Annotated in this window: 3 protein-coding genes; all 3 read right to left on the reverse strand. The window is 53.9% G+C overall.

All coding sequences use genetic code 11. The features are described from left to right. Positions 1-160: 160 nt before the first annotated feature. The 3 genes from JYE50_RS07655 to JYE50_RS07665 are packed head-to-tail and all read right to left on the reverse strand — an operon-like array spanning position 161 to position 24,420. Positions 161-18,559, reverse strand: a complete 18,399-nt coding sequence (locus JYE50_RS07655; protein WP_304588416.1) for a Cna B-type domain-containing protein — start codon at positions 18,557-18,559, stop codon at positions 161-163. Next, positions 18,444-21,515, reverse strand: coding sequence for a SpaA isopeptide-forming pilin-related protein (locus JYE50_RS07660; protein ID WP_304588397.1), 3,072 nt, complete (start codon positions 21,513-21,515; stop codon positions 18,444-18,446). Before JYE50_RS07660 ends, JYE50_RS07655 begins: the two co-directional genes overlap by 116 nt. Beyond that, positions 21,499-24,420 (reverse strand): SpaA isopeptide-forming pilin-related protein, encoded by a 2,922-nt coding sequence (locus tag JYE50_RS07665; protein WP_369413451.1) that lies wholly within the window; start codon positions 24,418-24,420, stop codon positions 21,499-21,501. The genes JYE50_RS07660 and JYE50_RS07665 overlap by 17 nt, the downstream gene beginning before the upstream one ends. Positions 24,421-24,439: the final 19 nt, after the last annotated feature.

The raw sequence follows: 24,439 nt of genomic DNA on the forward strand, positions 1-24,439 counted from the left end.
TCTCTATCCACAAAATATAGTGGTTAATCACTAAAAACTATTATAAGATTGTGGTTTTCCCCTGTCAAGCAACATTCCCTGTGTTTTCCTGTTCTCCTTCTGCTTTGATACAGAAAGCGGGCCGGCTTTTTCAGCCGGCCCGCAGGTCCTTGTTTTTGGCTTAGTCGAAGCAGTCACCCACGTGGTTGATCATTACTTCCACACCCAGAGGTGTTTCGTACTCTTCAAACACTTCAACTGTCTCACCGGGTGTCTTCGGCTTCCTGCCGCCTGTGGTAGGCGGTTCAGGCCGTGTCCAGATGGTGTTGGTGAAGGTGGTCACATTGTTCTCCGTCACCATATCCGTCAGGTTGTAGTTGAGCACCTGCTGCTCGGTCCAGGTATATGTGACAGGCTGTCCGTTCACTCTGGTCGGCAGGTTGTCGATGGTGGCTGTCCAGTGGTTCTGTGCGCTCAGCACGACGCTCATACCGTTGCTCAGCGTCATCGCGATGCTGGTAGGCCGCAGTTTCTTCGCGTCGTTGTTGTCGTTCCACAGCTTCCGGACCGTCACGCTGGTCAGTACGGGCTTGTAGTTGTTCCGGATATTGAATCCGTGGATCTCCGCCTCGTACCATTCGACCGGATCTTCGGTGATCGTGTAATTGATCTTCACCTTTTCATCCGTCATTCTCGGGAGTCCGGTGAATACGGTCTTCCAGCCGTTCGCTTCGCTCAGCTGCGCGTTGGCCACTTCCTGGCCGTCCGCCAGCAGTCTCACTGTCACGGCTCCGGGCCTGTTGCCGTCCTTGTTGTCGTTGTCATTCCAGGTCTTGGTGACCGGAATGTCCATCGGACTGTCATCCGGGACGAAAGGCTCCCAGGGTTCAATGTCAAATTCCTTCTGGATAATCAGCTTGCCGCTCTCATAGGTATTTGTGATCACATAACCTGTGGAGGCATTGCCGGTAATCTTGGCCACATAGCCTTCCGGAATCGCGGTTTCAGCAACCGTGTACTTGATCTCCCTGGTCAGGCCGTTTTCATTGACGTTCTTCTTCAGGCTGGTCCAGCTGTAACTCCAGTTGTTGGCCGCGTTCAGCGTGACTGCTGTACCGAAGGCCTGTCCGTCAGCGTACAGCTGAACTGTGATGTCCACGGGACGCTTTCCGGCTTCGTTGTTGTTGTCTGTCCAGACCTTCCGGACATTGACTTCAGTTTCAGCCGGTCCGTAGCTGTTGGTCAGCGTGGTCAGCGTGCCTGTGGTCTTGCTGTTGGTCAGCGTGTAGCCGACAACCGCGGGCTCCTTCCAGGTGTAGGTGACAGGCTTGCCGTTCTTCATCCTGGGCAGTCCGTCGATCATGGCGACCCAGTTATTGGAGGAATCAAGCTTCACAAACATGCCTGTTCCTGCGCCGTCAGCCAGCAGTTCGATGTTCAGGGCTACCGGCCGCAGTCCGTCGCGGTTCTCGTCATCCTTCCAGATCTTCTTCACCGAGGCGGATGTAAGCTCAGATTCATTCTTCACTTCAGCAGTCAGGCCGGCCAGTTCATCCTCTGTTGCGAAGGTCAGTTCGCCGGTTGTCACGGTGCCGGTCAGGCTGGTTAGGATCGTATCCCGTGCCGCGTCTTCCCAGACAACCGTGTGTTCTGCCGTTACCGTGAAGGTGATCGGGTCAATGGCCTTATATCCTTCGGGATGCTTGGTTTCAGTCAGGATATAGTCGCCGTCATCCAGACCCTTGAATGTGAACATGTCGCCGCTTTCTGCTGTGACGCATTCAACCAGCTTCAGTCCCTTGTTGGGCAGGATCTTCTCCAGCTTGAATTCAGCGCCCGCCAGAGGATCACCGATCTCATCCACCTTGTTCACTTCAGCCTTGTAAGTGAAGGCGATGACCGAATCTTCCTTGGTTTCTTCCGTATCCTCACTGGGCTTGCCTTCACCGTTCACATTCGGGTTGCAGCTGTATTCCAGCTTGCCGGTGTTCACGTTGCCCTGTACGCCCAGAACCGCGTCCTTATTCAGGATTGCGGTGAAGTATACTTCAACCGCCGCCTTGTTGAGCGTGGTATCCGTAATCTTCTGCGTGCCATCGCCCCAGGCCAGTGTCAGGTCGAAGCTGTGTTCATCAGCAGTCAGCGTATACTTGTCTGCCTTCACTTCTTCACCGTTCACCGTCACCATGTCGATGCCGTTGAAGGTCAGTCCCTTCTCCATCACATCGTGGAACGTGATGTGGTAGGCCAGGTAGTCGGTCACATTGTCCGCCAGGGTCGCCTTCAGCTGATACGGTACAGCATCGCCGATGTCATAGTCAGCGCTGTCCTGCCATCCGCTGGTCTCGCCTGTCGTATCATTGGTATCCTTGATCTTCTTCTTGAACTTCGGCTTTTCAGCCAGTTTATCTTCGAGAAGCAGTGTGCCGTCCTCGCGGGACTTCAGGCCGCTGCTGGTAACCTTGCCGTTCCTGTCAACCGTGAAGGTTGCGTCTGCCGCGAAAGCATAATCCTTCGGAGCAATGGTTTCAGTCAGGGTATACTCTTCATCAATCTTCAGGTTCTTCACTTCATGGATCTTACCGGTCTCGGTATCCCATTCATCCACTACTGTACCGGTCTGGTCCAGAACCTGGAGATGTGCGCCGGTCAGTTCATCGCCGGTCGCGGCATCCGTCTTCTGGATCCTGACCACTGTGTTGATGAAGGTGATGCCCAGGTCTCCGGTTGCCGGATCCGTGGTGATTGTGCCTTCCTGATCATCAGTCAGCGTTACCGTGATTTCCTTGACGGCGCCGTCATAGATGACAGCCTTGTCAAGCTTCTCGTCTTCGGGCTTCACTTCGCTGATGGTATAGGTGTACTGCCGTTTCTCGACCCAGGCTCCGTTAACGAGCATATCCTCTTCGGTATAGGTGATCGGAGCGAACTCGACCTTTCCTTCAGCATCGCACGCCACGGTCTGCAGAACCTGGCCGTTCTCGTCCTTCAGTTCGAAGGAATATGCGCCTTCCGTCAGCTGCCGTCCGTTCATGACCTTCTTTGCGAAGAACTGGATTTCACCCTTGGAGTCGTAAGGATTCTTGATATCGACATACCCGTCGTTGGTTACACTGTCAACAAACAGCGTTCCCTTGCCGTCATCCTTGATCACAACAGTGAATTCCTTCGGCTCTGTATCATAGGTAACACCCTTGATATGGCCTTCGGTTTCCGTGATCGTGAACTTGAAGGTTCCGTACTTGTTGAAGACGATCTTGTCGAATACCACGGTCTTGTTGTTGATATCCGCAGTCTTGGTTTTCACTTCCGGCATCACAGCGCCATCCGGATTGCCCGCATCCGCGGCCAGCGTGAATTCGAAGTTGTCTTCTGCAGTCCACTGACGGCCTGTCAGGATCTTCGTTGCTTCAAGCGGCAGTTCACACGGCTTCACCGTATAGGTATTCGTCAGTGTTGTAACTGTGCCATCCTCGCTGGTGCCAGTCAGCGCATAACCGTCAGGCAGCTTATCTTCACTCCAGGTGTACACGATTTCCGTACCGTGATCCCTGTACTTCGGAAGTTCAGTGATCCTGCCGGTCCAGCCGTTCGCCTCATTCAGTTCGACTGTCATGCCGGTTTCTTTACCATCGGCAAGCAGAGTCACTTTCAGGCTGTCGGGAGTCTTCTTTTCTTCCCTGGCGGTAATGTCCCAGACCTTCTTCACAGAGGCTTCGGTCTTATCGGTTGTGTGGCTGTTCGTAACCGTGTAGGTGAAGGTACCGTCAGCAGCCTTGTCGATCTGCGTGGTGTACTTATCCACCGTATCTTCAGTTACCGTGTAGTCGATTTCCTGACCGGCGGCCTTCTTGTCCAGCTTCGTCCAGCTGTAGCTCCAGCTGTTCTCCTCGCTCAGCGTGACAGTGTCGATTACTTCATCGTTCGCCAGCAGGTTCACTGTTACGTCATCCGTACGGTAGCCGTCCTGGTCATCCGCGTCGTTCCAGACCTTCCTGACCTTTACTTCGGTCTCTTCGGTCTTGTGACTGTTGGTGACCGTGTAGGTGAAGGTTCCGTCCGCGGCTTTCTCGATCTTCGTGGTGTACTCGGGCACTTCGTCCTCAGTCACCGTGTAGTCGATATCCTTGCCGGAGGCCTTCTTGTCGAGCTTCGTCCAGTTGTAGCTCCAGCTGTTCTCCTCGCTCAGCGTGACAGTATCGATTACTTCACCGTTCGCCAGCAGGTTCACTGTTACGCCATCCGGGCGGTAGCCGTCCTGGTCATCCGCGTCGTTCCAGACCTTCGTGACATTCACTTCAGTCTCTTCGATCTTATGCCGGTTGGTAATCGCTACCTTATATCCGGTAATGACGCCTTCCTCTTCCACCGGCGTGATATCATCGATGCTCGCGGTATAGTCATCAACCGCTGCTTCGGTCACCGCATAGGAAACCTTCTGTCCCTTCGCAAATACAGCCAGATCAGTCCACTTGTAACTCCAGTCACTCTTGGCGTCAGCCTTGATCGTCTGTGTATTCGAGTAGACTTCTTCAGTTTCACCCCTGGTGCCAACCGGTACCGTTCCCTTCAGGGTGACTTTGATCTCTGCAGGACGTTTGCCATCCTGGTCGTTCTTGTCATCCCATGCCTTCGTGACTTTGATCTCAGTCTTCTCATAGTCGCGGCTGTTGGTAACGGTGTAAGCCCATTCGGTTTCAGAGACCTTCTTGATTTCCGGCACCTTGTAGTTCGCCAGCTGATCTTCAGCAACCGTGTATACGATTTCCTTGCCATCGGCGTACTTGTTCAGGCCGGTCCAGGTGTACTTCCATTCATTCTTTTCGTTCAGTTCAGTCTTGCCGGTTTCCTTGCCGTTCGCCAGCAGCTTCACTGTCACGCTCGTCGGACGGAAGCCTTCAGCGTTGTTGCTGTCATTCCAGATCTTCTCAACGCTGACCTGGGTCTTTTCGGTGGTACGGCTGTTCTTCACCGTGTAGGTGAAGGTGCCGTCCGCAGCCTTCGTGATCTGCGTGCTGTAGTTCTCGACCGGATCTTCGGTGACTGTGTAGTTCACCGCAGCGCCGTTCTCATACTTCTGCAGCTTCGTCCAACTGTAGCTCCAGTTGTTCTTCGCGTTCAGTTCAACACTTTCAAGGACTGTGTTGCCCTTCTTCAGGTTGACCTTGACGCTGCCAGGCTGGAAGCCCTCTTCGTTGTTGTTGTCGTCCCAGACCTTGGTAACCTTCACTTCGGTCTCTTCGTAGTCACGGGCATTTGTTACCGTGTAGGCCCATTCGGTCTCGGAGACCTTCTTGATTTCCGGTACCTTGTAGTTCGCCAGCTGTGCTTCGGAAACCGTGTAAGTGATCTCCTTGCCGCCTGCAAACTTGTTCAGGCCGGTCCATGTGTACTTCCATTCTTTCTCAGCGTTCAGTGTCGCGGTGCCGGCTTCTGTACCATTCGCCAGCAGCTTCACTGTAACGTTGTCAGGACGGAAGCCTTCCTTGTTGTCGCTGTCGTCCCAGATCTTTTCAACGCTGACCTGGGTCTTTTCGGTGGTGCGGCTGTTCGTCACCGTGTAGGTGAAGGTGCCGTCAGCAGCCTTCGTAATCTGCGTGCTGTAGTTCGCGACCGGATCTTCGGTGACTGTGTAGTTCACCGCAGCGCCGTTCTCGTACTTCTGCAGTTTCGTCCAGCTGTAGCTCCACTTGTTCTCCGCGTTCAGTTCAACGCTTTCGAGGACAGTGCCGCCCTTCTTCAGGTTGACTGTGACGCTCTTCGGCTGGAAGCCTTCTTCGTTGTCGTTGTCGTCCCAGACCTTGGTGACCTTCACTTCAGTCTCTTCGTAGTCGCGGCTGTTCGTGACGGTGTAAGCCCATTCGGTCTCGGAGACCTTGACAATGACAGGCACCTTGTAGTTCGCCAGCTGGGTTTCTTCGACTGTGTACACAATCTCAGCACCATCCGCAAACTTGTTCAGGCCAGTCCAGGTGTACTTCCATTCGTTGCCTTCGTTCAGTGTCGCGGTGCCGGCTTCCTCACCGTTCGCCAGCAGCTTCACTGTCACGTCGTCAGGACGGAAGCCTTCCTTGTCGTCGCTGTCGTCCCAGATCTTCTCGACGCTGACTTCGGTCTTTTCGGTGGTGCGGCTGTTCGTCACCGTGTAGGTGAAGGTGCCGTCCGCAGCCTTCGTGATCTGCGTGCTGTAGTTCGCGACCGGATCTTCGGTGACCGTGTAGTTGATCGCCGCACCGTTCTCGTACTTCTGCAGCTTCGTCCAGCTGTAGCTCCAGCCATTAGACTCATTCAGTTCAACGCTTTCGAGGACGGTTGCGCCCTTCTTCAGGTTGACTGTGACGTTTTCAGGCCTGAAGCCTTCTTCGTTACCATTGTCATCCCAGACCTTGGTAACCTTCACTTCAGTCTCTTCGTAGTCGCGGCTGTTCGTGACGGTGTACGCCCATGCGGTCTCGGAGATCTTCTCGATGACAGGCACCTTATAATTCGCCAGCTGCTCTTCGGAAACCGTATAAGTGATCTCCTTGCCGCCTTCGAACTTGTTCAGGCCGGTCCAGGTGTACTTCCATTCGTTGTCTTCGTTCAGTGTCGCGGTACCGGCTTCTGTACCGTTCGCCAGCAGCTTCACTGTCACTTCGTCAGGACGGAAGCCTTCAACGTCGTCGTTGTCATCCCAGATCTTCTCAACGCTGACTTCAGTCTTTTCGGTGGTGCGGCTGTTCTTCACCGTGTAGGTGAAGGTACCGTCCGCAGCCTTCGTGATCTGCGTGCTGTAGTTCGCGACCGGATCTTCGGTGACTGTGTAGTTCACCGCAGCGCCGTTCTCATACTTCTGCAGCTTCGTCCAGCTGTAGCTCCAGTTGTTCTCCGCGTTCAGTTCAACAGCACCCTGATCATCAGTTCCCTTCATCAGGTGCACTGTGACGTTCTTCGGCTGGAAGCCTTCTTCGTTGTTGTTGTCGTCCCAGACCTTGGTGACCTTCACTTCAGTCTCTTCGTAGTCGCGGCTGTTCGTGACGGTGTACGCCCATGCGGTTTCGGAGACCTTGACAATGACAGGCTCCTTGTAGTTCGCCAGCTGAGCTTCGGAAACCGTATAAGTGATTTCCTTACCTTCGTCGAACTTGTTCAGGCCGGTCCAGGTGTACTTCCACTCGTTGTCTTCGTTCAGTGTTGCGGTGCCGGCTTCTGTACCGTTCGCCAGCAGCTTCACTGTCACGTCGTCAGGACGGAAGCCTTCAGCGTTGTTGCTGTCGTCCCAGATCTTTTCAACGCTGACTTCAGTCTTTTCGGTTGTGCGGCTGTTCTTCACAGTGTAGGTGAAGGTGCCGTCCGCAGCCTTCGTGATCTGCGTGCTGTAGTTCGCAACCGGATCTTCGGTGACCGTGTAGTTGATCGCCGCACCGTTCTCGTACTTCTGCAGCTTCGTCCAGCTGTAGCTCCACTTGTTCTCCGCGTTCAGTTCAACGCTTTCGAGGACGGTTTCACCCTTAACCAGGTTGACGGTAACGCTATCGGGCTGGAAGCCTTCTTCGTTGTCGTTGTCGTCCCAGACCTTGGTGACCTTCACTTCAGTCTCTTCATAGTCACGGGCATTCGTTACGGTGTAAGCCCATTCGGTTTCGGAGACCTTTTCAATGACAGGCACCTTGTAGTATGCCAGCTGTGCTTCGGAAACCGTATAAGTGATTTCCTTGCCGCCGGCAAACTTGTTCAGGTCAGTCCAGGTGTACTTCCATTCATTGTCTTCGTTCAGCGTAGCGGTGCCGGCTTCCTCACCGTTCGCCAGCAGCTTCACTGTCACGTTCTCCGGACGGAAGCCTTCCTTGTTGTTGCTGTCGTCCCAGATCTTTTCAACACTGACTTCAGTCTTTTCGGTGGTGCGGCTGTTCTTCACGGTGTAGGTGAAGGTGCCGTCAGCAGCCTTCGTGATCTGCGTACTGTAGTTCGCAACCGGATCTTCGGTGACCGTGTAGTTGATCGCCGCGCCGTTCTCGTACTTCTGCAGCTTCGTCCAGCTGTGGCTCCAGTTGTTGCTCTTGTCAAGCACAACGGACTCAACCTTCCCGCCGTTCTTCAGCAGGTTGACGGTAACGCTGGCAGGCTGGAAGCCTTCTTCGTTGTCGTTGTCGTCCCAGACCTTGGTGACCTTCACTTCAGTCTCTTCGTAGTCACGGGCATTCGTTACCGTGTAAGCCCATTCGGTCTCGGAGACCTTCTTGATTTCCGGTACCTTGTAGTTCGCCAGCTGTGCTTCGGAAACCGTGTAAGTGATTTCTTCGCCGCCTTCGAACTTGTTCAGGCCGGTCCAGGTATGCTTCCACTCGTTCTCAGCGTTCAGTGTCGCTTCGCCGGCTTCCTCATCGTTCGCCAGCAGCTTCACTGTCACGCTCGTCGGACGGAAGCCTTCCTTATTGTCACTGTCGTCCCAGATCTTTTCGACACTGACTTCGGTCTTTTCGGTTGTGCGGCTGTTCTTCACGGTATAGGTGAAGGTGCCGTCCGCAGCCTTCGTGATCTGCGTGCTGTAGTTTTCGACCGGATCTTCGGTGACCGTGTAGTTGATCGCCGCGCCCTTCTCGTACTTCTGCAGCTTCGTCCAGCTGTAGCTCCAGCCATTAGACTCATTCAGTTCAACGCTTTCGAGGACGGTTGCGCCCTTCTTCAGGTTGACTGTGACGTTTTCAGGCCTGAAGCCTTCTTCGTTACCATTGTCATCCCAGACCTTGGTAACCTTCACTTCAGTCTCTTCGTAGTCGCGGCTGTTCGTGACGGTGTACGCCCATGCGGTCTCGGAGATCTTCTCGATGACAGGCACCTTATAATTCGCCAGCTGCTCTTCGGAAACCGTATAAGTGATCTCCTTGCCGCCTTCGAACTTGTTCAGGCCGGTCCAGGTGTACTTCCATTCGTTGTCTTCGTTCAGTGTCGCGGTGCCGGCTTCTGTACCGTTCGCCAGCAGCTTCACTGTCACTTCGTCAGGACGGAAGCCTTCAACGTCGTCGTTATCATCCCAGATCTTTTCAACGCTGACCTGGGTCTTTTCGGTGGTATGGCTGTTGGTAATCGCTACTGTGTATCCGGTGATAACACCTTCAACTTCAACCGGCTTGATATCGCTGATGCTTGTGGTGTATTCGTCAATCTTCGCTTCGGTGACAGCATAGGTAATCTTCTGTCCCTTTGCGTAAACTGCCAGGTCGTTCCACTTGTAGCTCCACTTGCCGTCCTTATCCGCCTTGATCTCACGGGTATCCGTGTAGACGGTCTCGGTTTCACCCTCAGCGGCGCCCGGGATCGTTCCCGTCAGCGTGACACTGATCTTTTCAGGACGTTTGCCATCCTGGTTATCAGCATCATCCCAGACCTTCGTGACTTCGATCTCGGTCTTCTCGTAATCGCGGCTGTTCGTTACGGTGTATTCGAATTCTGTTTCGCTTACCTGCCTGATGACCGGGACTTTGTAGCCGGGCACCTGCTCTTCGGTAACCGTGTAGATAATCTTCTGACCGTTGTCGAACTTGGCTAGGCCGCTCCAGGCATGTGTCCAGTGATTCTTTTCGTTCAGTTCAGCACTGTCAATAACTTCGCTGCCCTTCTTCAGCTGGACCGTTACCTTTTCAGGACGGAAGCCTTCAGCATTTTCGCTGTCTTCCCAGACCTTAGTGACCGTCACTTCGGTCTCTTCGGTTATGTGTTCATTGGTAATAGTTGTGATTGTCGCGACGGTATCATTGCTTACCATTGTGTAGCCTGCCGGCAGACCTTCTTCAGACCAGGTATACTTGATGACCTTGCCGTTCGCGTACTTCTGCAGATGCTCAATCTTGTCTTCCCAATTGTTCTCCGCGTTCAGTACCACAGACTTACCGGTATCAACGCCGTCAGCCAGAAGCTTCACAGTCAGGCTCTCCGGACGGATGCCATCCTGGTTGTCGGCATCGTCCCAGACCTTCTTCACGGAAGCCTCGGTCTCCACGTAGTCGCGGCTGTTGGTAACAGTGTAGGCCCATTCAGTCTCGGAGATCTTCTCGATGACAGGCACCTTGTAGCCGGACACCTGGGCTTCGGTGACCGTGTACTGGATCTCTGCGCCGTTGTTGAACTTCTGCAGGTCGGTCCAGGTATACTGCCACTTGTTGCCGGCATTCAGTGTCGCGGTACCGGCTTCCTTGCCGTCCGCCAGCAGCTTCACGGTCACGTTCTCCGGACGGAAGCCTTCCTTATTTTCGCTGTCGTTCCAGATCTTCTGAACGCTGGCCTCGGTCTTTTCGGTGGTGCGGCTGTTCGTCACCGTGTAGGTGAAGGTGCCGTCATCAGCCTTTGTAATGGTTGTGCTGTAGTTGGCTACAGAATCTTCGGTAACCGTGTATTCGATTGCCGTACCGTTCTCGTACTTCTGCAGTTTCGTCCAGCTGTGGCTCCAGTTGTTGTCCGCGTTCAGCACAACGGACTCAGCCTTCTCGCCGTTCTTCATCAGGTTGACAGTGACACTCTTCGGCTGGAAGCCTTCCTTGTTGTCGTTGTCGTTCCAGACCTTGGTGACCTTCACTTCGGTCTCTTCGTAGTCACGGGCATTCGTTACGGTGTAGGCCCATGCGGTTTCGGAGACCTTTTCAATGACAGGAGTCTTGTAGTTCGCCAGCTGTGCTTCGGAAACCGTATAAGTGATTTCCTCGCCGCCAGCGTACTTGTTCAGGCCGGTCCAGGTGTACTTCCAACTGTTGTCCTTGCTCAGCGTAGCGGTGCCGGCTTCTTTACCATTTGCCAGCAGCTTCACTGTCACGTCGTCAGGACGGAAGCCTTCCCTATTGTCATTGTCGTCCCAGATCTTTTCGACACTGACTTCGGTTTTGTCAGTTGTACGGCTGTTCGTCACCGTGTAGGTGAAAGTGCCGTCATCAGCCTTCGTGATCTTCGTGCTGTAGTTCGCGACCGGATCTTCGGTGACCGTGTAGTTCACCGCCGTGCCGTTCTCGTACTTCTGCAGCTTCGTCCAGCTGTAGCTCCAGTTGTTCTTCGCGTTCAGTTCAACGCTTTCGATGACGCTGTCGCCCTTCTTCAGGTTGACGGTGACGCTGTCGGGCTGGAAGCCTTCTTCGTCGTCGTTGTCGTCCCAGACCTTGGTGACCTTCACTTCAGTCTCTTCGTAGTCGCGGCTGTTCGTGATGGTGTACGCCCATTCGGTTTCGGAAACCTTTTTGATTTCCGGCACCTTGTAGTTCGCCAGCTGAGCTTCGGAAACCGTGTAAATGATTTCCTCGCCGCCGTCGAACTTATTCAGGTCGGTCCAGGTGTACTTCCATTCGTTGTCAGCGCTCAGCGTCGCTTCGCCGGCTTCCTCATCGTTCGCCAGCAGCTTCACTGTCACGCTCGTCGGACGGAAGCCTTCCTTGTTGTCGCTGTCGTCCCAGATCTTTTCAACGCTGACTTCAGTCTTTTCGGTGGTGCGGCTGTTCGTCACGGTGTAGGTGAAGGTGCCGTCAGCAGCCTTCGTGATCTGCGTGCTGTAGTTCGCAACCGGATCTTCGGTGACCGAGTAGTTGATCGCCGCGCCGTTCTCGTACTTCTGCAGCTTCGTCCAGCTGTGGCCCCAGTTGTTCTTCGCGTTCAGTTCAACACTTTCAAGGACTGTGTTGCCCTTCATCAGGTTGACCTTGACGCTGCCAGGCTGGAAGCCTTCTTCGTTGTTGTTGTCATCCCATACCTTGGTGACCTTCACTTCGGTCTCTTCGTAGTCACGGGCATTCGTTACCGTGTAAGCCCATGCGGTTTTGGAGACCTTTTCAATGACAGGCACCTTGTAGTATGCCAGCTGTGCTTCGGAAACCGTATAAGTGATTTCCTTGCCGCCGGCAAACTTGTTCAGGTCAGTCCAGGTGTACTTCCATTCGTTGTCTTCGTTCAGTGTCGCGGTACCGGCTTCTGTACCGTTCGCCAGCAGCTTCACTGTCACTTCGTCAGGACGGAAGCCTTCAACGTCGTCGTTGTCATCCCAGATCTTCTCAACGCTGACTTCAGTCTTTTCGGTGGTGCGGCTGTTCTTCACCGTGTAGGTGAAGGTACCGTCCGCAGCCTTCGTGATCTGCGTGCTGTAGTTCGCGACCGGATCTTCGGTGACTGTGTAGTTCACCGCAGCGCCGTTCTCATACTTCTGCAGCTTCGTCCAGCTGTAGCTCCAGTTGTTCTCCGCGTTCAGTTCAACAGCACCCTGATCATCAGTTCCCTTCATCAGGTGCACTGTGACGTTCTTCGGCTGGAAGCCTTCTTCGTTGTTGTTGTCGTCCCAGACCTTGGTGACCTTCACTTCAGTCTCTTCGTAGTCGCGGCTGTTCGTGACGGTGTACGCCCATGCGGTCTCGGAGATCTTCTCGATGACAGGCACCTTATAATTCGCCAGCTGCTCTTCGGAAACCGTATAAGTGATCTCCTTGCCGCCTTCGAACTTGTTCAGGCCGGTCCAGGTGTACTTCCATTCGTTGTCTTCGTTCAGTGTCGCGGTGCCGGCTTCTGTACCGTTCGCCAGCAGCTTCACTGTCACTTCGTCAGGACGGAAGCCTTCAACGTCGTCGTTATCATCCCAGATCTTTTCAACGCTGACCTGGGTCTTTTCGGTGGTACGGCTGTTCTTCACGGTGTAGGTGAAGGTGCCGTCCGCAGCCTTCGTGATCTGCGTGCTGTAGTTTTCGACCGGATCTTCGGTGACCGTGTAATTGATCTCCGCTCCGTTCTCAAACTTCTGTAGCTTCGTCCAGCTGTGGCTCCAGTTGTTGCCCTCGTTCAGTTCAACAGAGCCCAGATCCTTTGTGCCCTTCATCAGGTGCACTGTGACGTTTTCAGGCCTGAAGCCTTCTTCGTTGTTGTTGTCGTCCCAGACCTTGGTAACCTTCACTTCGGTCTCTACGTAGTCGCGGCTGTTCTTAACGGTGTAAGCCCATGCGGTTTCGGAGACCTTGACAATGACAGGCTCCTTGTAGTTCGCCAGCTGTGCTTCGGAAACCGTATAAGTGATTTCTTCGCCGCCGTCGAACTTATTCAGTTCGGTCCAGGTGTACTTCCATTCGTTGTCAGCGCTCAGCGTCGCTTCACCGGCTTCCTCACTGTTCGCCAGCAGCTTCACTGTAACGCTTTCCGGACGGAAGCCTTCCTTATTGTCGCTGTCGTCCCAGATCTTTTCGACACTGACTTCGGTCTTTTCGGTGGTGCGGCTGTTCTTCACGGTATAGGTGAAGGTGCCGTCCGCAGCCTTCGTGATCTGCGTGCTGTAGTTTTCGACCGGATCTTCGGTGACCGTGTAATTGATCTCCGCTCCGTTCTCAAACTTCTGTAGCTTCGTCCAGCTGTGGCTCCAGTTGTTGCCCTCGTTCAGTTCAACAGAGCCCAGATCCTTTGTGCCCTTCATCAGGTGCACTGTGACGTTTTCAGGCCTGAAGCCTTCTTCGTTGTTGTTGTCGTCCCAGACCTTGGTAACCTTCACTTCGGTCTCTACGTAGTCGCGGCTGTTCTTAACGGTGTAAGCCCATGCGGTTTCGGAGACCTTGACAATGACAGGCTCCTTGTAGTTCGCCAGCTGTGCTTCGGAAACCGTATAAGTGATTTCTTCGCCGCCGTCGAACTTATTCAGTTCGGTCCAGGTGTACTTCCATTCGTTGTCAGCGCTCAGCGTCGCTTCACCGGCTTCCTCACTGTTCGCCAGCAGCTTCACTGTAACGCTTTCCGGACGGAAGCCTTCCTTATTGTCGCTGTCGTCCCAGATCTTTTCGACACTGACTTCGGTCTTTTCGGTGGTGCGGCTGTTCTTCACGGTATAGGTGAAGGTGCCGTCCGCAGCCTTCGTGATCTGCGTGCTGTAGTTTTCGACCGGATCTTCGGTGACCGTGTAATTGATCTCCGCTCCGTTCTCAAACTTCTGTAGCTTCGTCCAGCTGTGGCTCCAGTTGTTGCCCTCGTTTAGTTCAACAGAGCCCAGATCCTTTGTGCCCTTCATCAGGTGCACTGTGACGTTTTCAGGCCTGAAGCCTTCTTCGTTGTTGTTGTCGTCCCAGACCTTGGTAACCTTCACTTCGGTCTCTACGTAGTCGCGGCTGTTCTTAACGGTGTAAGCCCATGCGGTTTCGGAGACCTTGACAATGACAGGCTCCTTGTAGTTCGCCAGCTGTGCTTCGGAAACCGTATAAGTGATTTCTTCGCCGCCGTCGAACTTATTCAGTTCGGTCCAGGTGTACTTCCATTCGTTGTCAGCGCTCAGCGTTGCTTCGCCGGCTTCTTCACCGTTCGCCAGCAGCTTCACTGTCACGCTCGCCGGACGGAAGCCTTCCTTATTGTCGCTGTCGTCCCAGATCTTTTCAACGCTGACTTCAGTCTTTTCGGTGGTGCGGCTGTTCTTCACGGTGTAGGTAAAGGTGCCGTCCGCAACCTTCGTGATCTGCGTGCTGTAGTTCGTGACCGGATCTTCGGTGACCGTGTAATTGATCTCCGCACCCTTCTCGAACTTCTGCAGCTTCGTCCAACTGTAGCTCCAGTTGTTCTCCGCGTTCAGTTCAACGCTTTCGAGGACAGTGTTGCCCTTCTTCAGGTTGACCTTGACGCTGGCAGGCCTGAAGCCTTCTTCGTTGCCATTGTCATCCCAGACCTTGGTGACCTTCACTTCGGTCTCTTCGGTGGTATGGCTGTTGGTAATAACTACAGTGTATCCGGTGATGACACCTTCCACTTCAACAGCCTTCAGATCGCCGATGCTCGTGGTGTAGTCATCAATCTTGGCTTCAGTGACCACATAGGTAATCTTCTGACCCTTTGCGTTCACATCCAGATTCGTCCACTTGTAGCTCCACTTACCATCCTTATCCGCCTTGATCGTCTGGGTATTCGTGAAGACTTCCTCAGTTTCGCCCTCGGCGGCGCCCGGGATCGTGCCCGTCAGTGTAACGCTGATCGCGGTAGGCCGTTTGCCGTCCTGGTTATCCGCGTCGTTCCACGCCTTCGTGACTTCGATCTCGGTCTTTTCAGTGGTATGGGTATTTGTCAGGGTAGTGATTGTACCTTCGGTTTCGTTGCTGGTCAGCGTATAGCCTGTCGGCAGGCCTTCCTCAGACCATGTGTACTTGATTTCCTTACCGTTCGCGTACTTCTGCAGATGCTCAATCTTATCTTCCCAATTGTTCTCCGCGTTCAGTACCACAGACTTACCGGTATCAGTGCCGTCAGCGAGAAGCTTCACGGTCAGGCTTGCCGGACGGATACCATCCTGGTTATCAGCGTCGACCCAGACCTTCTTCACAGAAGCCTCGGTCTCCACGTAGTCGCGGCTGTTCTTAACCGTGTAAGCCCATGCGTTCTCGGAAACCTTCGTGATGACAGGCTCCTTGTAGTTCGCCAGCTGTGCTTCGGAAACCGTGTAAGTGATTTCCTCGCCGCCTTCGAACTTGTTCAGGCCGGTCCAGGTATGCTTCCACTTATTCTCAGCGTTCAGGGTCGCTTCGCCGGCTTCCTCACCGTTCGCCAGCAGCTTCACTGTCACGCTTGCGGGACGGAAGCCTTCCTTGTTGTCGCTGTCGTCCCAGATCTTTTCAACACTGACTTCAGTCTTTTCGGTGGTGCGGCTGTTCTTCACGGTGTAGGTGAAGGTGCCGTCAGCAGCCTTCGTGATCTGCGTGCTGTAGTTCGCAACCGGATCTTCGGTGACCGTGTAGTTGATCGCCTTACCGTTCTCGTACTTCTGCAGCTTCGTCCAGCTGTAGCTCCAGTTGTTGCTCTTATCAAGCACAACGGACTCAACTTTCCCGCCGTTCTTCAGCAGGTTGACGGTAACGCTGGCAGGCTGGAAGCCTTCTTCGTTGTTGTTGTCGTCCCAGACCTTGGTGACCTTCACTTCGGTCTCTTCGTAGTCACGGCTGTTCGTTACGGTATATTCGAATTCGGTTTCGCTTACCTGCTTGATGACCGGGACTTTGTAGCCAGGCACCTGCTCTTCGGTAACCGTATAGATGATCTTCTGACCGTTGTCGAACTTGGCCAAGCCGCTCCAGGCATGCGTCCAGTGATTCTTTTCGTTCAGTTCAGCGCTGTCGATAACCTCGCTGCCCTTCTTCAGTTGGACCGTTACCTTTTCAGGACGGAAGCCTTCCTTGTTGTTGCTGTCGTCCCAGACCTTGGTGACCTTCACTTCGGTCTCTTCGGTTATATGCTCATTGGTAATAGTAGTGATTGTCGCGACAGTATCATTGCTTACCATCGTGTAGCCTGTCGGCAGGCCTTCCTCAGACCAGGTATACTTGATGACCTTGCCGCCTGCGTACTTCTGCAGATGCTCAATCTTGTCTTCCCAATTGTTCTCCGCGTTCAGTACCACAGACTTACCGGTATCAACGCCGTCAGCCAGAAGCTTCACAGTCAGGCTCGTCGGACGGATACCATCCTGGTTGTTGGCATCGTCCCAGACCTTCTTCACAGAAGCCTCGGTCTCCACGTAGTCGCGGCTGTTGGTAACGGTGTAAGCCCACTTATCTTCCGCCACCTTTTCAATGACGGGAACCTTATATCCGGAGATCTGTGCCTCGGCCACTGTGTAATCAATCTCAGAGCCGCCCACAAACTTCTGCAGGTTGGTCCAGGTGTACTTCCAGCTGTTATCCTTGCTCAGCGTAGCGGTGCCGGCTTCTTTACCATTTGCCAGCAGCTTCACTGTCACATCGTCAGGACGGAAGCCTTCAATATTATTGTTATCGTCCCAGATCTTCTCTACGCTGACTTCAGTCTTGTCTGTTGTGCGGCTGTTCGTCACCGTGTAGATGAAAGTACCGTCATCAGCCTTCGTAATACTGGTGCCATAGTTCGTGACCGGATCTTCGGTGACCGTGTAGTTCACCGCAGTGCCGTTCTCGTACTTCTGCAGCTTTGTCCAGCTGTAACTCCAGTTGTTAGCTTCGCTCAGCTCAACAGAGCCCTGATCCTTTGTACCCTTCATCAGGTGCACTGTGACCTTGGCGGGCCTGAAGCCTTCTGCGTTGTCGTTGTCATCCCAGACCTTGTTGACCTTCACTTCGGTCTCTTCGTAGTCACGGGCATTGGTTACGGTGTAAGCCCATTCGTTCTCGGAAACCTTCTTGATTTCCGGTACCTTGTAGTTCGCCAGCTGAGCTTCGGAAACCGTATAAGTGATTTCTTTCTTATCGTCGGCAAACTTCCGCAGGCCCGTCCAGGTGTACTTCCAGCCGTTGTCAGCGTTCAGTGTCGCAGTACCGGCGTCCTTACCGTCCGCCAGCAGCTTCACTGTCACGCTTGCGGGACGGAAGCCTTCCTTGTTGTCGCTGTCTTCCCAGATCTTCTCCACGGTAACCTGGGTCAGCATATCATCTTCCACCAGGATGACAGTCTTGCCGTCCGCGCCGGTGGTGATGGTAGCGCTGCCTGTTACATTGCCGTTCGCATCAATAGTAAAGGTAGTATCGCTGGCGATCGCGTAATCCTTCGGAGCGATGGTCTCATGCAGTGTATAAACTTCGCCGACCAGCAGTCCCGTGATGACATGGGCTTCCTTCTTGGAATCCCACTCTTCAACTACCTTGCCCTCGGAATCAAGAATCTGGATGTGCGCGCCTTCAACTTCAGCACCGCTGACAACATCTGTCTTCTTGATTTTGACTTCCGTCAGGCTGTCCTTGATCAGGATATGTCCGCCTTCAACAACGGTTTCACCGGAATGGACAACGCCGTTCTCGTCGATGGTGAATGTCGTGTCAGCAGCGATTGTGTAGCCCAGAGGTGCAACGGTTTCTTTCAGCGTGTATTCAACACCCGTCGCCAGACCCGTGATAACTTCAGCAGTCTTGCCGGACTTCCATTCCCTGACGATTACATATTCATTGTTTTCGCCATAGAACTTAGTGCCTTCGGGCTCCTTCTCACCCGCTGCGCGCAGAATCTTGATCTCAGCGCCTTCCAGTTCTTCCTGGCCCGTGATGTCGGTCTTGCTGACCTTCACCTTTGTCGGAGCGTCTTCGATCAGAATATGTCCGCCCGCGACCTCTGTTCCGTTCGCCTTGACCTTACCGGTCTCGTCGATCGTGAACTTCGTGTCTGCAGCGATGGTGTAGCCGTCCGGAGCGATCGTCTCACGCAGGATGTACTCGATGCCGGTCTTCAGGCCGTCAATCTTGTGCGCCTCTTCCGTGGACGTCCACTCTTCAACGATTACATATTCATTGTTTTCACCATAGAACTTGGTGCCTTCGGGTTCATTCTCGCCAGCTGCGCGCAGGATCTTAATCTCCGCGCCAGGCAGCTCGGGTCCGCCGGCAACTTCTACCTTGCTGATCGTGACATGCGTCTTGTCATCTTCAACCAGGATCACGGTCTTGCCGTTCTCATCCACGGTCCTCGCGCCAACAACCGTTACCTTACCGGTTTCGTCCACCCAGAACTTGATGTCGGTTACTACGGTGTAGCCTTCCGGTGCCACGGTCTCACGCAGTGTGTATACGTTTTCTTCGCCTGTCTTCAGGCCTTCGATGATGTGGTTGCCGTTCTCTGTGCTGGTCCAGGAATCGAATTCCTTGTCGTCCTTGTCCAGAACGACCAGCTTCGCGCCTTTCGACTTCCTTGCCATTGGCAATGTCAGTCTTCTTCACTTCTACGTGGGTCTTGGCGTCTTCAACCAGGATCACGGTCTTGCCGTTCTCGTCCACGGTCCTCGCGCCAACAACCGTTACCTTACCGGTCTCGTCCACCCAGAACTTGATGTCGGTTACTACGGTGTAGCCTTCCGGTGCCACGGTCTCACGCAGTGTGTATACGTTTTCTTCGCCTGTCTTCAGGCCTTCGATGATGTGGTTGCCGTTCTCTGTGCTGGTCCAGGAATCGAATTCCTTGTCGTCCTTGTCCAGAACAACCAGCTTCGCGCCCGCGACTTCCTTGCCATTGGCAATATCAGTCTTCTTCACTTCCACGTGGGTCTTGGCGTCTTCAACCAGGATCACGGTCTTGCCGTTCTCGTCCACGGTCTTCGCGCCAACAACCGTTACCTTACCGGTCTCGTCCACCCAGAACTTGATGTCGGTTACTACGGTGTAGCCTTCCGGTGCCACGGTCTCACGCAGTGTGTATACGTTTTCTTCGCCTGTCTTCAGGCCTTCGATGATGTGGTTGCCGTTCTCTGTGCTGGTCCAGGAATCGAATTCCTTGTCGTCCTTGTCCAGAACGACCAGCTTCGCGCCTTCGACTTCCTTGCCATTGGCAATGTCAGTCTTCTTCACTTCCACGTGAGTCTTGGCGTCTTCAACCAGGATCACGGTCTTGCCGTTCTCGTCCACGGTCCTCGCGCCAACAACCGTTACCTTACCGGTTTCGTCCACCCAGAACTTGATATCGGTTACTACGGTGTAGCCTTCCGGTGCCACGGTCTCACGCAGTGTGTATACGTTTTCTTCGCCTGTCTTCAGGCCTTCGATGATGTGGTTGCCGTTCTCTGTGCTGGTCCAGGAATCGAATTCCTTGTCGTCCTTGTCCAGAACGACCAGCTTCGCGCCTTCGACTTCCTTGCCATTGGCAATGTCAGTCTTCTTCACTTCCACGTGAGTCTTGGCGTCTTCAACCAGGATCACGGTCTTGCCGTTCTCGTCCACGGTCCTCGCGCCAACAACCGTTACCTTACCGGTTTCGTCCACCCAGAACTTGATATCGGTTACTACGGTGTAGCCTTCCGGTGCCACGGTCTCACGCAGTGTGTATACGTTTTCTTCGCCTGTCTTCAGGCCTTCGATGATGTGGTTGCCGTTCTCTGTGCTGGTCCAGGAATCGAATTCCTTGTCGTCCTTGTCCAGAACAACCAGCTTCGCGCCCGCGACTTCCTTGCCATTGGCAATATCAGTCTTCTTCACTTCCACGTGGGTCTTGGCGTCTTCAACCAGGATCACGGTCTTGCCGTTCTCGTCCACGGTCCTCGCGCCAACAACCGTTACCTTACCGGTTTCGTCCACCCAGAACTTGATGTCGGTTACTACGGTGTAGCCTTCCGGTGCCACGGTCTCACGCAGTGTGTATACGTTTTCTTCGCCTGTCTTCAGGCCTTCGATGATGTGGTTGCCGTTCTCTGTGCTGGTCCAGGAATCGAATTCCTTGTCGTCCTTGTCCAGAACGACCAGCTTCGCGCCTTCGACTTCCTTGCCATTGGCAATGTCAGTCTTCTTCACTTCTACGTGGGTCTTGGCGTCTTCAACCAGGATCACGGTCTTGCCGTTCTCGTCCACGGTCCTCGCGCCAACAACCGTTACCTTACCGGTCTCGTCCACCCAGAACTTGATGTCGGTTACTACGGTGTAGCCTTCCGGTGCCACGGTCTCACGCAGTGTGTATACGTTTTCTTCGCCTGTCTTCAGGCCTTCGATGATGTGGTTGCCGTTCTCTGTGCTGGTCCAGGAATCGAATTCCTTGTCGTCCTTGTCCAGAACAACCAGCTTCGCGCCCGCGACTTCCTTGCCATTGGCAATATCAGTCTTCTTCACTTCCACGTGGGTCTTGGCGTCTTCAACCAGGATCACGGTCTTGCCGTTCTCGTCCACGGTCTTCGCGCCAACAACCGTTACCTTACCGGTCTCGTCCACCCAGAACTTGATGTCGGTTACTACGGTGTAGCCTTCCGGTGCCACGGTCTCACGCAGTGTGTATACGTTTTCTTCGCCTGTCTTCAGGCCTTCGATGATGTGGTTGCCGTTCTCTGTGCTGGTCCAGGAATCGAATTCCTTGTCGTCCTTGTCCAGAACGACCAGCTTCGCGCCTTCGACTTCCTTGCCATTGGCAATGTCAGTCTTCTTCACTTCCACGTGAGTCTTGGCGTCTTCAACCAGGATCACGGTCTTGCCGTTCTCGTCCACGGTCCTCGCGCCAACAACCGTTACCTTACCGGTTTCGTCCACCCAGAACTTGATATCGGTTACTACGGTGTAGCCTTCCGGTGCCACGGTCTCACGCAGTGTGTATACGTTTTCTTCGCCTGTCTTCAGGCCTTCGATGATGTGGTTGCCGTTCTCTGTGCTGGTCCAGGAATCGAATTCCTTGTCGTCCTTGTCCAGAACGACCAGCTTCGCGCCTTCGACTTCCTTGCCATTGGCAATGTCAGTCTTCTTCACTTCCACGTGAGTCTTGGCGTCTTCAACCAGGATCACGGTCTTGCCGTTCTCGTCCACGGTCCTCGCGCCAACAACCGTTACCTTACCGGTTTCGTCCACCCAGAACTTGATATCGGTTACTACGGTGTAGCCTTCCGGTGCCACGGTCTCACGCAGTGTGTATACGTTTTCTTCGCCTGTCTTCAGGCCTTCGATGATGTGGTTGCCGTTCTCTGTGCTGGTCCAGGAATCGAATTCCTTGTCGTCCTTGTCCAGAACAACCAGCTTCGCGCCCGCGACTTCCTTGCCATTGGCAATATCAGTCTTCTTCACTTCCACGTGGGTCTTGGCGTCTTCAACCAGGATCACGGTCTTGCCGTTCTCGTCCACGGTCCTCGCGCCAACAACCGTTACCTTACCGGTTTCGTCCACCCAGAACTTGATGTCGGACTACGGTGTAGCCTTCCGGTGCCACGGTCTCACGCAGTGTGTATACGTTTTCTTCGCCTGTCTTCAGGCCTTCGATGATGTGGTTGCCGTTCTCTGTGCTGGTCCAGGAATCGAATTCCTTGTCGTCCTTGTCCAGAACGACCAGCTTCGCGCCTTCGACTTCCTTGCCATTGGCAATGTCAGTCTTCTTCACTTCTACGTGGGTCTTGGCGTCTTCAACCAGGATCACGGTCTTGCCGTTCTCGTCCACGGTCCTCGCGCCAACAACCGTTACCTTACCGGTTTCGTCCACCCAGAACTTGATATCGGTTACTACGGTGTAGCCTTCCGGTGCCACGGTCTCACGCAGTGTGTATACGTTTTCTTCGCCTGTCTTCAGGCCTTCGATGATGTGGTTGCCGTTCTCTGTGCTGGTCCAGGAATCGAATTCCTTGTCGTCCTTGTCCAGAACAACCAGCTTCGCGCCCGCGACTTCCTTGCCATTGGCAATATCAGTCTTCTTCACTTCCACGTGGGTCTTGGCGTCTTCAACCAGGATCACGGTCTTGCCGTTCTCGTCCACGGTCCTCGCGCCAACAACCGTTACCTTACCGGTTTCGTCCACCCAGAACTTGATGTCGGTTACTACGGTGTAGCCTTCCGGTGCCACGGTCTCACGCAGTGTGTATACGTTTTCTTCGCCTGTCTTCAGGCCTTCGATGATGTGGTTGCCGTTCTCTGTGCTGGTCCAGGAATCGAATTCCTTGTCGTCCTTGTCCAGAACGACCAGCTTCGCGCCTTCGACTTCCTTGCCATTGGCAATGTCAGTCTTCTTCACTTCTACGTGGGTCTTGGCGTCTTCAACCAGGATCACGGTCTTGCCGTTCTCGTCCACGGTCCTCGCGCCAACAACCGTTACCTTACCGGTCTCGTCCACCCAGAACTTGATGTCGGTTACTACGGTGTAGCCTTCCGGTGCCACGGTCTCACGCAGTGTGTATACGTTTTCTTCGCCTGTCTTCAGGCCTTCGATGATGTGGTTGCCGTTCTCTGTGCTGGTCCAGGAATCGAATTCCTTGTCGTCCTTGTCCAGAACAACCAGCTTCGCGCCTTCGACTTCCTTGCCATTGGCAATGTCAGTCTTCTTCACTTCTACGTGGGTCTTGGCGTCTTCAACCAGGATCACGGTCTTGCCGTTCTCATCCACGGTCCTCGCGCCAACAACCGTTACCTTACCGGTCTCGTCCACCCAGAACTTGATATCGGTTACTACGGTGTAGCCTTCCGGTGCCACGGTCTCACGCAGCGTGTATACGTTTTCTTCGCCTGTCTTCAGGCCTTCGATGATGTGGTTGCCGTTCTCTGTGCTGGTCCAGGAATCGAATTCCTTGTCGTCCTTGTCCAGAACGACCAGCTTCGCGCCTTCGACTTCCTTGCCATTGGCAATGTCAGTCTTCTTCACTTCCACGTGAGTCTTGGCGTCTTCAACCAGGATCACGGTCTTGCCGTTCTCGTCCACGGTCCTCGCGCCAACAACCGTTACCTTACCGGTTTCGTCCACCCAGAACTTGATATCGGTTACTACGGTGTAGCCTTCCGGTGCCACGGTCTCACGCAGCGTGTATACGTTGTCAGAACCTGTCTTCAGGCCTTCGATGATGTGGTTGCCGTTCTCTGTGCTGGTCCAGGAATCGAATTCCTTGTCGTCCTTGTCCAGAACAACCAGCTTCGCGCCCGCGACTTCCTTGCCATTGGCAATATCAGTCTTCTTCACTTCCACGTGGGTCTTGGCGTCTTCAACCAGGATCACGGTCTTGCCGTTCTCGTCCACGGTCCTCGCGCCAACAACCGTTACCTTACCGGTTTCGTCCACCCAGAACTTGATGTCGGTTACTACGGTGTAGCCTTCCGGTGCCACGGTCTCACGCAGTGTGTATACGTTTTCTTCGCCTGTCTTCAGGCCTTCGATGATGTGGTTGCCGTTCTCTGTGCTGGTCCAGGAATCGAATTCCTTGTCGTCCTTGTCCAGAACGACCAGCTTCGCGCCCGCGACTTCCTTGCCATTGGCAATGTCAGTCTTCTTCACTTCTACGTGGGTCACACTGTTTGTAATGGTGTAAGCCCATGCGTTCTCAGAAACTTTGGTAATAACCGGCTTCTTATATCCGGGCACCTGGGCTTCTGTTACCGTGTACACGATCTCGTTGTTGTTATCCAGCTTAACCAGATCGTTCCAGGTATATTTCCAGCCATTCTCTTCATTCAGTTCAACAGCAGCGCCAAGGTTATTTCCGTCAGCCTGCAGCTGAACCATAACTTTTTCAGGACGTGTATTGCTCTTGTTGTCATCATCGTCCCAAATCTTCTCAACGGTAACCTGGGTTGTCTTCAGCGTATTCGTAATCCTGGTACCGCTGATGACCTTGTCAAAGCCGGGAACTTCCGCTTCATCTACTGTGTAGACGATCTCGGTTGTGCCGTCTGCGCGGTACTTCGGCAGATCCTTGGACGTGAAGCTCCACTTGCCGTCCTCGCCCGCCTTCACGGTCAGGGTATCAACAGTTGTTGTGCCGTCCTTAATGTATACGGTGATCTCTTCAGGCAACAGCTCGTTGTTGCCCTTCAGATCCCAGACCTTTTCACCGCTGACCTTCGTCAGTTCAGGTACATAGGTATTCTTGATGTTATTGCCGGTGACGACCTTGCTGAAGCCGTCCGGTACCTTTTCATCCACACTGTAGGCGATCTCGGTCTTACCGTCTGCACGGTACTTCGGCAGATCCCTGGAGGTGAATGTCCACTTGTTGTCCTTGCCCGCCTTTACGGTCAGGGTATCAACCGTCTTCTCGCCGTCCTTGATGTATACGGTGATGCTCTCGGGCATGAGCGTTGCGTCATAGCCCTGCATATCCCAGGTCTTTTCACCG

Origin of the sequence: Aristaeella lactis (assembly GCF_018118585.1) — a bacterium.
GTDB classification, from domain to species: Bacteria; Bacillota; Clostridia; order Christensenellales; family Aristaeellaceae; genus Aristaeella; species Aristaeella lactis.

Excerpts from the sequence above, each read along its gene's own strand:
- JYE50_RS07665 (WP_369413451.1), bottom strand. The coding sequence starts at position 24,420 with ATGCAGGGCTATGACGCAACGCTCATGCCCGAGAGCATCACCGTATAC.